This window comes from Burkholderia aenigmatica (assembly GCF_048627025.1).
Lineage (GTDB): Bacteria > Pseudomonadota > Gammaproteobacteria > Burkholderiales > Burkholderiaceae > Burkholderia > Burkholderia aenigmatica.
Window position 1 is genome coordinate 290,238 of sequence record NZ_CP184470.1, and the last position, 11,996, is coordinate 302,233.

Sequence of the window (11,996 nt, forward strand, 5' to 3'; positions counted from 1 at the left end):
TAGCAAGACGACATGAGTACGATTCAGGACGTGGCCCGTCATGCGGCCGTTTCGGTCAGCACGGTTTCGAACGTGCTCAACGGCCGTACCGACCAGATGAAGCAGGAAACGCTCGAACGCGTGAAGGCCGCGATGGAAGTGCTGCAGTACCGGCCCAGCACGCTGGCGCGCCAGCTCAAGACGGGGCAGACGCCGCTCGTCGGGCTGCTGGTGCCGTCGATGGCGAACCCGATGTACGGCTACATCGCGCGCGAGGTCGAGGCCTGCGCGCAGGAACGGTACGGGCATCGCGTGCTGATCGGCAATACCTATCGCGATGCGAAGAAGGAAGCTTCGTTCTTCGACGACCTGTTCGCGCATGGCGTGCGGCGCGTGATCGTGATCTCGTCGCTGGCCGACGAAAGCCACCTCGAGCGCGCGGCCGAGCGCGGGATGACGGTCGTGAGCTACGACCGGCGCGCGACGCCCGGCGAGCTGTCGAAGGTCGATCACGTCACGGCCGACAACGAGGCCGCCGCGCGGCTCGCGACCCGTTGCCTCGTCGACGCGGGACACCGGCGGCTCGCGTTCGCGACGGTCGCCGGCATGACCGTGAGCCGCAGCGACAAGATCCGCGGCTTTCTCGCGACGGCGCGCGACGCGGGCGTCGAGGCGCACGCACGGGTGCTCGACGGCGGTCCCGCGAACGAGTACGGCGACGCCGTGATCGTCGACGTGGGGCGCGCGCTGGGCGTCGCGCTGGCCGCCGATCCGGCGCGGCCGACCGGCGTCGTCGCGGTCAACGACCTGTTCGCGCTCGGCCTGATGGCCGGGCTGCGCGACGGCGGCCTGCGCGTGCCGGACGATGTATCGGTCGTCGGGATGGACGGTCATTTCCTGTCGGCGATTTCCAACCCGGCGCTGACCACGGTGCAGCTGCCCGTCACCGAGATGGCGGAGGAAATGGTGCGGCGCGTGATGCGGGCGGATGGCGACACGCCGCCGGCGAGCGAGCCGCACGTGTTCTCCGGCGTGACCCTCATCGAGCGCGCCTCGGTGGCATCGCCGCCGCAAGCGGACGATTCGCACGGAGGGGCAGCATGACGCGCGTCTTCGTCACGCATCCGACGGGGATGCTCGACCACTATTTCGGCGCGAAGGCGCTGCGTGCGCTGCAGGCGATCGCGGACGTCACGTGCAATCCGCTCGATCGCGAGCTGGGCACGGACGAACTGGTCGCGGCCGCGCAGGGTTGCGACGCGATGATCGCGTACCGGCAGACGCCCGCGCCGCGGGCGCTGTTCGCCGGGCTGCCGGCCCTTGCGGCGTTCCTGCGCTGCGCGGTCGATATTCGCACCGTCGATGTCGACGCGGCGAGCGCGTTCGGCGTGCTGGTCACGCAGGCGAGCCCCGGCTTCGCGCCGGCGGTCGCCGAGTGGACGATCGGCGTGATGATCGATCTCGCGCGCGGTATCGGCCGCTATGCATCGGCCTATCACGACGGGATGCCGCTGGCGCCGCAGATGGGGCGCGAATTGCGCGGCAGCACGCTCGGCCTGATCGGTTACGGGCAGATCGCGCGCCATCTGGCGCCGATCGCGACGGCGCTCGGGATGCGCGTGCTCGTCAGCGATCCGTACGTGCGCGTCGACGCGCCGACGCTCGAACAGGTCGAATTCGCGGCGCTGTTGCACGCTGCCGATTTCGTCGTGTGCCTCGCACCGGCGACGCCGGCCACCGCGAACCTGATCGATGCGGGCGCGTTCGCGGCCATGAAGCCGGGCGCGTATTTCATCAACGCGTCGCGCGGCGAGCTGGTCGACGAGCGGGCACTGTCCGACGCGCTCGACACGGGCCGGCTCGCCGGCTGTGCACTCGACGTCGGGCGCGCCGCGGACCAGATGCCGACGCCCGCGCTTGCCGCGCATCCACGGGTGATCGCGACGCCGCACGTCGGCGGCCTGACGCTGCCCGCGGTCGAGCACCAGGCGCTGGAGACGGTCGATCAGCTCGCCGTGCTGCTCGACGGAAGTGTGCCGCGCGGCGCCGTCAACGCGGTACAGGCAACGCGGCTGGCGCGCTGGCGCACGGCGCGCGCAGATGCCGGGCCGGGCGCGCGATGAGACACGACGCGGCCACCGTGCGGCCGTCCGACGCGTGCGATTGCCACATCCACATCTATGACGATGCCTATCCGCTCGCGCCGACGGCGACGTTCCGTCCGCCGCACGCGCCGGTGGATGCGTATCGCCGGGTGCAGCAGACGCTCGGCCTGGCCCGCGTCGTGATCGTGCAGCCGACCGGCTATGGTGTCGACAACCGTTGCCTGCTCGCCGCGCTGGCCGCGTTCGGTCAGCAGGCGCGCGGTGTCGCGACGTTGCCGGCCGACGTGCCGGATGCCGAGCTTGCGCGGTTGCACGCGGCGGGCGTGCGCGGCGTCCGGTTCATGATGTTGGCGGGCGGGCTGGCGCGGTGGGACGAACTGGAGCGGGTGGCCGCGCGGATCGGGCCGCTTGGCTGGCATGTCGACCTGCAGCTCGACGGCCGGACGTTGCCCGACGTCTTGCCGTTGCTGTCCTCGCTACCGGCGCGCGTCGTGATCGATCACACGGGCAAGTTCCTGACGCCCGTCGCGCCCGACGCACATGCGTTTCTCGCGCTGCGGCGCCTGCTCGACCGTGGCCATGCGTGGGTGAAACTGTCCGCGCCGTACGAGACGTCGCGCTCGGGCGCGCCCGGTTACGACGATGTCGCGCGTCTCGCCGCCGTGCTGGCGCGAAACCATCCGGCGCGTTGCGTATGGGGCAGCAACTGGCCGCACCCGAACGCGTCGCCGGTCCCCGACGATATGGCCTTGCTCGGCTGGCTGGACGACTGCACGGCGCACGACGCGATCACCCGTGCGATTCTGGCCGACAATCCGGCCGTGCTTTACGGATTCTGAGCCGGCACCCGGCGTGGTGCCGCGCGTGACAAGCTTTCAATCCGGAAGCTTGCGCGTGCGATGACAAGCATTCCTGACCGAGCACGACCGGTCGCAGTCCTGCGAATCCTTACCGTGCTGAAAGCTGCTTCGCTGCCGGTGTTCCAACGGAGGAACGCAGCCGTTCGCTGCACTGCGACAACTGCTTGACGCTGCATGCCGGTCGGCGCAGGATACGTCCGTGCATTTGGAGCGGGACGCGCCGGCCGCGCGGTTCCTGCACCCGCGATACGCAGAAGAACAACGATGAGCCTTTACGCACTCGTACCGGAATACCGGCCCCGCGTTTGTCGGCCCGCCGGAACAACGCTTCTCCCGACGCCCGTCGCGTCACGTATCCGTCATCCCGTTTCGTACCGTGCATCGGTACACGTTCCCGTTCGCGCGCGAGCCGCGACGATGCATGACACCTGTCTGCATCGCATCGCCGCGCCGTCCGCCACGCCTCATCACCGCATCCTGACCGGCGCCTACACCGGCGTCTCGTGACGCCCGTCGCGCCCATCCTTGTATTGCGCCGCCGGCTTGTCTGGCTGCCCGGCGGCACCGAAGTCCGAAGCATTTCGATTGAGCTTGAAAAAGGCAAACGCAAGCAGTTCGGTTCGAGGTTCAAGGAGAAAAACTCATGTCGCAGCTTTCGAATGAAGAAGCAAACGGCAGTTCGGGGAGTAACAAGGTCAAGCTGATCAAGTGGGCGATCATCGTCGCCGGCGTCGCGATCGTGGCACCGGCCGCGCTGTTCATCCTGAAGGGGGTGATCGCGCTGGTCGCGGCAGGTGTGATCGGCCTTGGCGCGATCTATCTGGCGCCGGTCGTCGCGATGAAGTTCGCGAACCAGAAGGTGAAGATGATCGTCGAGGAGGCGCAGGCCAATCCGATCGAGACGCTGATCAACCAGCTCGCGGAAAAGCGCCAGGCGGCGCAGAAGTTCGCGGACAGCATCACCGCGTTTCGCACCGAGGTGAAAAACTTCGAAAGCAAGACGGAACTGTTCGAGAAGCAGTATCCGGACGACGCGCCGCGCTTCCGGCAGCAGCTCGACACGATGAAGCAACTGCTTTCGTTCCGCGAGGGGCGTTACAAGCAGGTGCAGGCCGAGCTGAAGAATTTCGCGTCGGCGATCGACCGCGCGAAGGCGATGTGGGACATGTCGCAGGCGGCGCAGCAGATGAACAAGCTCGCGGGCAAGCAGGCGTCCGACACGTTCGAGCAGATCAAGACCGACGTGGCCGTCGATTCGGTGATGCGCTCGGTCAACAAGGCGTTCTCCGAAATGGAGACGTCGCTGATGGATAACCCCGAGGTCAAGCAGGCGCAGCAGCAGGCGGTGATGAACGCCCCCCGCGCGCCCGGGCTCGATACGGCGAACCCCGCGCAGTTGCCGTCGAAACAACAATAACTTCCTGCAGGCACGCAACCATGAAAAAACTTCTTGGCGCCATCGCGTTTCTGGTAGTGCTCGTCGGCGTATGGATGGTGCATCAGGGCGGCCTGTCGACGCTGATGCCCGCGCATGACGCGTCGCAGGCCTCGACATCCGCGCAAGGTGGCGACACGAGCCAGCCCGCGCAGCCGTCGCCGTCGGCCAACGTGCTGCCGGCCGGCTTCACGCCGCAGGCCAGCACGCTGAAATCGATTGCCGAAAACGGCCTCGTGCGAGTCTCGGTGCAGAACCCGAGCGAGCCGTTTTTCGGCGAGGACAAGGGCGCGCCGCACGGCTTCAACGTCGAATTCGCGCGGCTGCTGTTCGCCGATCCGTCGTTCTCGCACGGCGGCAAGCCGGTCATCGTCGATACGCGTCACGAGGTCGACACGTACCCGGGTGTGCCGAAGCAGCTGCTCGATACGGACGCGAAGGGGAATCACGTGGTCGACGTGGCCATGGACGGGCTGACGTTCCCGGACAACACGCCGGCGGGCGTCGTCTACTCGGTGCCGTACGTCGACGATTTCGGTTATTCGCTGATCGTGCGGCAAGGCTCCGCGATCCGCACGACCGACGATCTCGCGGGCAAGACGGTCGGCATCCTGAAAGGCGACCCGGATGTACGCGCGTTCGTCACGCGTCAGTATCCGAACGTGAAGTTCGTCGAAGTCGACGATTCCGATCCGGCGTTCATCGCGAAGAGCCTCGACGGCCATACGGTCGATGCGTTCATCTACGACTATCCGTTCGCGGTCAGCTCGATCAAGGGCACCGACCTGAAGTTCGCGGTGACCAAGCTCGACGGCTCGAACATCGCGTACAAGATCGGCGTGCGCGCCGACGACCAGGATCTGCTGATCTACCTGAACGCCGCGATCGCGAAGCTCAAGCAGTCGCCGCAGTATCTCGACCTGCTGCGCAAGTATTTCGTCAGCGACCAGGCGGTGACGACCGCGGCCGCGTCGGGCGAACACACGTACGTGGTGAAGGCGGGCGACACGCTGAACCTGATCGCGGCGAGCAAGCTCGGCAGCGGCCAGCGCTATCGCGAGATTCAACGCCGCAACAACCTCGCGAACCCGAACCTGATCCTGGCGGGCCAGCATCTGGTGATTCCGGTGCGGTAACGGCGGCGTGAAGGGAAGGTGGGAGCAGGGGCTTGAAAGACTGCGCGCGGCCCGGCGGAGGTGATCCGCCGGGCCGCGCGCTTTTCTGCGTCAATGCGTGATCGACAGGAACAGGTAAGCCGCGAACAGCGACAGGTGCACGACGCCGTGCAGCACCGTCGTGCGCCCCTGGCTGAGCGTCAGCGTGCTGACCAGCAGCGTCAGCGACAGCAGCACGGTTTCCATCGGGCCAATGCCGAGCGTGAGCGGCTGGCCGACCCAGATGAACACGGCCGCGACGGTCGGAATCGTGAGTCCGATGCTCGCGAGCGCCGAACCGAGCGCCAGGTTCATGCTGGTCTGCAGCCGATTCGCGCGCGCGGCGGTGACGGCCGCGAGCCCTTCCGGCAGCAGCACGAGCGCGGCGATCACGATACCGACCGCGGCTTCGGGCGCACCGAGCTGCATCACGGCATGCTCGACGGCCGGCGACAGCAGCTTCGCGAGCAGCACGACCGCGACGAGGCTCGCGAACAGCAGCAGCATGCTGATCAGCGCGGTGCGGCTGCTCGGCGGCGCTGCGTGCACCGATTCGTTCGCGCTGTCGTGCGCGGTGAGGAAGTAGTCGCGGTGACGCACGGTCTGCACGAACACGAATGCGCCGTACAGCACGAGCGACGCCACGCCGGCGAACGCGAGCTGCGATTTCGAAAAGAACGGGCCCGGTGCGGCGTTCAGGTAGTTCGGCATCACGAGCGACAGCACCGACAGCGACGCCAGCACCGCGAGCGCCTTGCTGGCGCCGCGCCCCTGGAAGTCCTGTTCGCCGTGCTTCCACGCGCCGACCAGCAGGCAGAGGCCGACGATGCCGTTGCAGATGATCATCACGGCGGCGAACACTGTGTCGCGGGCGAGGCCCGATTTCTCGGGGCCCGCGCCGAGCATCACCGACACGATCAGCGCAACTTCGATGACGGTCACGGCGACCGCGAGCACGAGCGTGCCGAACGGTTCGCCGACGCGGTGCGCGACGACTTCGGCATGGTGAACGGCGGCGAACACGGCGCCGGCGAGTGCGGCGGCGAACACCGCGATGACGAGGCCTTCGGCCGGCACGACGCGCGACAGCGCGAGGACCAGCCATGCGGCAAGCGGGGCCACGAGGGTCCAGCGCGGGAGCTGGTTGGACGAGAGCGGCATGGAGGGTTTCCTTATGCGAGTGGCGGCGCGCGACGCGCCGTCACGGGTTGACGAAGCCCGGCCGTACTATCCGCCGAACGAGGACGATGAAACCTGGGGTGGCAGCACGCAACGGCTGCCCTGGGTTCGCCGCCGTGAGGCGGCGAGGGGCGCGGGCGGGCCGGAGCCCGTCGCTGGATGAAACGGTTCGATGCGGCCGGCCGCAAACGGCGCGGCGCGCCCGCGTGACGACGCGCGTGCCGGAGGCTCGGTTCCGACCCCGAAAGGGCGGCCGGCGATGGACGGCGGTGGTGGCGTGACACGCGGTTTCCCCCTGAAATCCGGCGGTTTGTCGAATTTTATCAGGCGTTCGGGGGTCACTATCTCATATTCGAACGCTTTCATTGACCTTTCGGTTTACAAAAAGTGCCCGAATCTTTCAATTTTTTGTCTTTGCAGTTTCCGTAACGGTCTCTTGCACGACAAATTCGGGCTCGCCCTGACATAAATCTACCGACCGGTCGGTTTATAATCGCTCGCACCTCCACTTCATGACGGATCGCAAGCGATGGCTGTTTCTTCTGCACATTCGGTGAACTCGGGCGCGCTGGCGCCGTCGGCCGTCGTCGGCGTGATCGGCGCCGGCGCGATGGGCGCGGGCATTGCGCAGGTCGCGGCGGCGGCCGGCCATACGGTGCTGCTGTACGACCTGAACGAAGCGGCTTGCGACAAGGCGCTGGCCGGCATCCGCGCGCAGTTCGCGCGGCTCGCGGAGAAAGGCCGGCTCGCACCGGCCCAGGCGGACGCGGCCGGCGCCCGGATCCGCGCCGTGCGTGACCTGGCCGAGTTCGCGGGCGCCGCGCTGATCGTCGAAGCAGCGGCCGAGCGGCTCGACGTGAAGCGCGAGATCTTCGCGACGCTCGAACGCCACGTCGACGACGCGTGCGTGCTGGCGACCAACACGTCGTCGATCTCGATCACGTCGATCGCGGCCGGGCTGCGCGTGCCGCAGCGCGTCGCCGGCCTGCATTTCTTCAACCCGGCGCCGCTGATGGCGCTCGTCGAGGTGGTCAGCGGGCTCGCGACCGCGCCCGAAATCGCGCAGGGGCTGGTGGCGACCGCCGCCGCGTGGGGCAAGCAGCCCGTGATGGCGAAATCGACACCGGGCTTCATCGTGAACCGCGTCGCGCGGCCGTATTACGCGGAGGCGCTGCGCGTGCTGAACGAGCAGGGCGGCGCGCCGGCATCGATCGACGCGGTGATGCGCGAGGCCGGCGGCTTCCGGATGGGGCCGTTCGAGCTGATGGACCTGATCGGCCACGACGTGAACTTCGCGGTGACCGAATCGGTGTTCCGCGCGTACTTCAACGATCCGCGCTATACGCCGTCGCTGATCCAGCAGGAACTCGTGAACGCGGGCTTCCTCGGACGCAAGTCGGGGCGTGGCTTCTATTCGTATGCGGACGGCGCGACGCCGCCCGCGCCCGATCTCGAAGCACCGCGCGATGCGCCGGCCGACGTTGCGCTGTTCGCGCAGGACGGCCCGGCCGCCGCGCTGCATGCGCGCTTCGCCGAACGCATCGCGGGTGCCCGGCGGGCCGGCGCGCATGCCGACGATCTGCTCGCGACGGCCGGCCGCGCCTCGATCGCGCTGACCGACGGCCGCACCGCGACCGCACGCGCCGCGCAGACGGGCGTGGCCGATCTCGTGCTCGTCGACCTGGCGCGCGATTACGCGCAGGCCGGGCTCGTTGCGCTGACGCGCGCGCTCCAGTGCAGCGATGCGGCCTATGCGGACGCGGTCGGTCTGTTCCAGCAGGCGGGTTTTCGCGTCGTCGGCGTCGCGGACGTGCCGGGCATGGTGGCGATGCGCACCGTCGCGATGCTCGCGAACGAGGCGGCCGACACGGTGAACCAGGGCGTGTGCTCGCCCGCCGATCTCGATCTCGCGATGGAGAAGGGCGTGAACTACCCGTGCGGCCCGCTTGCATGGGCCGATGCGATCGGCATCGGCCGCGTGTATCGCGTGCTGTCGAACCTGGCGGCGAGCTACGGCGAGGACCGCTATCGCGTGTCGCCGCGCATTGCCGCGCTGCATGCAGCCGGCCGCCTGTTCCGCTCGTAACGCCGGCCCCGTTCCCACGATCACGATAACGACATCACTCCATTGGAGGAGCACCCCGATGACTCACCCGACGCATCCCGCCGCCGCCCTCGAGCCGATCGAGACCGCCAGCCGCGACGAACTGCAGGCGCTGCAGCTCGAGCGCCTCAAGTGGTCGCTGCGCCACGCGTACGACAACGTCCCGCACTATCGCCGCACGTTCGATGCGGCGGGCGTGCATCCGGACGACCTGAAGTCGCTCGCCGATCTCGCGAAATTCCCGTTCTCGACCAAGAACGATTTGCGCGACAACTATCCGTTCGGGCTCTTTGCGGTGCCGCGCGAGCAGGTCGTGCGCGTGCACGCGTCGAGCGGCACGACCGGCAAGCCGACGGTGGTCGGCTACACCGCGCGCGACATCGACACGTGGGCGAACGTGACCGCGCGCTCGATCCGCGCGGCCGGCGGCCGTCCGGGCGACACGCTGCACAACGCATTCGGCTACGGCCTCTTCACGGGCGGCCTCGGGATTCATTACGGCGCGGAACGGCTCGGCTGCATGGTCGTGCCGATGTCGGGCGGGCAGACCGAGAAGCAGGTGCAACTGATCCGCGATTTCGAGCCGAAGATCATTCTCGTCACGCCGTCGTACATGCTGAACCTGATCGACGAGATGGTGCGGCAGGGGATGGATCCTGCCGAGTCGTCGCTGAAGATCGGCATCTTCGGCGCCGAGCCGTGGACGCAGGCGCTGCGCGAGGAAGTCGAGACGCGCGTGGGCATCGACGCACTCGACATCTACGGGCTGTCGGAAGTGATGGGCCCGGGCGTCGCGTGCGAATGCGTGGAGACGAAGGACGGCCCGGTGATCTGGGAAGACCATTTCTATCCGGAGATCATCGATCCCGTTACGGGCGAAGTGCTGCCCGACGGCAGCCAGGGCGAGCTGGTGTTCACGTCGCTGACGAAGGAGGCGATGCCGGTGATCCGCTACCGCACGCGCGACCTCACCGCGCTGCTGCCGCCGACCGCGCGTGCGATGCGCCGTCTCGCGAAGATCACGGGCCGCTCCGACGACATGCTGATCGTGCGCGGCGTGAACGTGTTCCCGAGCCAGATCGAGGAGATCGTCGTCGCGCTGCCGCAGTTGTCGGGCCAGTTCCAGATCACGCTGTCGCGCGACGGTCACATGGACCGGCTCGACCTCGCGGTCGAACTGCGCTCCGAAGCGGCCGCGTCCGTCAGCGACAGCGATCGCGCGGCGCTCGCGCGCGAGCTGCAGCACCGGATCAAGACCATGGTCGGCGTGTCGTCGGGCGTGACGGTGCTGGCGGCGGGCGGCATTCCCGCGACCGCGACCGGCAAGGCCCGGCGCGTGATCGACCGCCGTCAGGCTGCGTAATTCCGATGTTTGTCGTTCTACCCGAGGAAACCTGTTCGATGGATGGATTGAAGACCCTGGCCGTCACGGTCGATACGCGCGGCATCGCCACTGTCGCGCTGCAGCGCGGCGACGTGCTCAACGCGTTCGACGAGACGATGATCGCCGAGCTGACCGACGCGTTCACCACGCTCGGCCAGCGCGACGAGGTGCGCGCGATCGTGCTGCGCTCGGACGGCCGCGCGTTCTGCGCGGGCGCCGACCTGCAGTGGATGCAGCGCGCAAGCGCGAACGATGCGGCCACGAACCTGCGCGACGCGGAGCGGTTTGCCGCGATGATGCGCGCGATCCGGCAATGTCCGAAACCGACGGTGGCGCGCGTGCAGGGCCATGCGTTCGGCGGCGGCGTCGGCCTGTGCGCGGCGTGCGACATCGTGATCGCGAGCGATCATGCGCGCTTCTCGGTCAGCGAGGCACGCTTCGGGATCCTGCCGGCCGTGATCGGCCCGTATCTGGTCGAGGCGGTCGGCCAGCGCCAGGCGCGCCGGCTCGCGCTGACGGCGACCCAGCTCGCTGCCGGCGAGGCGGTCGCGATCGGCCTGATCCACCAGGCCGTGCCGCTCGATTCGCTCGACGAAGCGCTCGACAAGACGCTCGCCGAACTCGGTCGTAACGGCCCGAACGCGCTGATGGAGATCAAGCGGTTCTTCGACGCGATCGGCGAGTATCCGCCGTCGGACGAGCGTGCGGCGTTCACCGCGCAGACGATCTCCCGCGTGCGGGCGACACCGGAAGCGAAGGAAGGCTTCACTGCGTTCTTCGCGAAGCGGCCGCCGGCATGGGAGGCGGGCACCGAGTAAGGGGCAACGGCGAGGGAAAACGGCGACGATCGACCGTGCAGCGGGCCCGGCCGCAATTTGCGGCGCGGGCGCGGGCGCTTGCTCTACAATGCGTGACCCCCGGCGCGCTGCCGGCCCAGCCCCGACCGATTCTTCATCCGATGATCGTCAACCGCCTTATCTCCGAGATCCTGTTCGGCTTCACCGGCCTGATCGGCATCATCAACCCGATCGGCATCGCGTTCCTGTTTCTCGAACGGACCGAGGCGCTCACCGAGCAAGAGCGCGATCTGCTCGCGAGGAAGGTCGCGTTCAATGCGTTCATCGTGCTGATGGTCGCGTTCTTCGCCGGTACGCCGGTGCTGCATTTCTTCGGGATCTCGATGGAAGCGCTGCGGATCGGCGGCGGCTTCGCGGTTGCGGTGGCCGGCTGGCAGATGCTCAACGAACCCGACGGCCCGGGCGGCGGCGATACGCCGGTCAAGCCGATCGACGCGAACGCGATCATGACGCGCGCGTTCTTCCCGCTGACCATGCCGCTGACGGTCGGCCCCGGCTCGATCGCGACCGCGATCGCGCTGAATGCGAACCGCACGCACAAGCTGTCGGAGTTCATGCTGTCGAGCATCGTGTCGATCGCCGTCTCCGTGCTGGTTGCGATCGTGATCTGGCAGGTCTACAGCCGCTCCGCGCTGCTGTCGCGCTACCTCGGCAGCGAAGGCACCAAGGTCGCGAAGCGCGTGTCGGCGTTCCTGCTGCTGTGCATCGGCGTGCAGATCATGCTGACCGGTTTCTCCGCGTTCCTGCAGCCGATCGCCGACCAGGTCAAGTAAGCGGCCGGCGCCGCGGCGCACGTGATGTGCAGCCGGCGCCCCGCACGACCTCGCGCTGACCAGCGCCTCCTCCGTACTTTGCGGCGACGCCGCACGCCTTTTTGCCACCCGCGATACCATGCGACGGTCCGGCGGATGCGCGGCGCGCATCCGGCCGTCAGCTCAA

General features: G+C 68.1%; 10 protein-coding genes. 9 read left to right on the forward strand and 1 reads right to left on the reverse strand.

Features of this window, described 5'->3' with window-relative positions:
- Positions 1-12: 12 nt before the first annotated feature.
- The 5 genes from ACN8ZM_RS33650 (at position 13) to ACN8ZM_RS33670 (ending at position 5,515) form a co-directional block, all read left to right on the forward strand.
- The gene (locus ACN8ZM_RS33650; RefSeq protein WP_420213156.1) at positions 13-1,083 is read left to right on the forward strand and encodes a LacI family DNA-binding transcriptional regulator; all 1,071 of its coding nucleotides are present in this window, start codon (positions 13-15) and stop codon (positions 1,081-1,083) included.
- On the forward strand, positions 1,080-2,102 hold the full coding sequence (locus ACN8ZM_RS33655; RefSeq protein WP_420213157.1) for an NAD(P)-dependent oxidoreductase: 1,023 nt from the start codon (positions 1,080-1,082) through the stop codon (positions 2,100-2,102). Before ACN8ZM_RS33650 ends, ACN8ZM_RS33655 begins: the two co-directional genes overlap by 4 nt.
- Positions 2,099-2,923: an amidohydrolase family protein gene (locus ACN8ZM_RS33660; protein ID WP_420213158.1), complete on the forward strand. Its 825-nt coding sequence runs from the start codon at positions 2,099-2,101 to the stop codon at positions 2,921-2,923. The genes ACN8ZM_RS33655 and ACN8ZM_RS33660 overlap by 4 nt, the downstream gene beginning before the upstream one ends.
- 664 nt (positions 2,924-3,587) lie before the next feature.
- The gene (locus tag ACN8ZM_RS33665) at positions 3,588-4,361 is read left to right on the forward strand and encodes a hypothetical protein (protein WP_420213159.1); all 774 of its coding nucleotides are present in this window, start codon (positions 3,588-3,590) and stop codon (positions 4,359-4,361) included.
- Positions 4,362-4,381: 20 nt separating this feature from the next.
- Positions 4,382-5,515 (forward strand): transporter substrate-binding domain-containing protein, encoded by a 1,134-nt coding sequence (locus ACN8ZM_RS33670; RefSeq protein WP_420213160.1) that lies wholly within the window; start codon positions 4,382-4,384, stop codon positions 5,513-5,515.
- Between the two features lie 90 nt (positions 5,516-5,605).
- On the opposite strand, the gene ACN8ZM_RS33675 is transcribed toward ACN8ZM_RS33670, so the two are convergent.
- Entirely contained in the window at positions 5,606-6,694 is a 1,089-nt protein-coding gene (locus ACN8ZM_RS33675; RefSeq protein WP_043184413.1) for a calcium:proton antiporter, read from the reverse strand.
- Between the two features lie 547 nt (positions 6,695-7,241).
- Here ACN8ZM_RS33675 and ACN8ZM_RS33680 point away from each other — a divergent pair.
- The 4 genes from ACN8ZM_RS33680 (at position 7,242) to ACN8ZM_RS33695 (ending at position 11,830) form a co-directional block, all read left to right on the forward strand.
- Positions 7,242-8,798 (forward strand): 3-hydroxyacyl-CoA dehydrogenase, encoded by a 1,557-nt coding sequence (locus ACN8ZM_RS33680; protein WP_420213161.1) that lies wholly within the window; start codon positions 7,242-7,244, stop codon positions 8,796-8,798.
- 58 nt (positions 8,799-8,856) lie between these two features.
- Positions 8,857-10,179 (forward strand): phenylacetate--CoA ligase PaaK, encoded by a 1,323-nt coding sequence (gene paaK, locus ACN8ZM_RS33685; protein WP_011354922.1) that lies wholly within the window; start codon positions 8,857-8,859, stop codon positions 10,177-10,179.
- Positions 10,180-10,217: 38 nt separating this feature from the next.
- Entirely contained in the window at positions 10,218-11,018 is an 801-nt protein-coding gene (locus ACN8ZM_RS33690; RefSeq protein ID WP_420213162.1) for an enoyl-CoA hydratase-related protein, read from the forward strand.
- A gap of 140 nt (positions 11,019-11,158) precedes the next feature.
- Positions 11,159-11,830: a MarC family protein gene (locus ACN8ZM_RS33695; protein ID WP_043184423.1), complete on the forward strand. Its 672-nt coding sequence runs from the start codon at positions 11,159-11,161 to the stop codon at positions 11,828-11,830.
- The last annotated feature ends 166 nt before the right edge of the window (positions 11,831-11,996 follow it).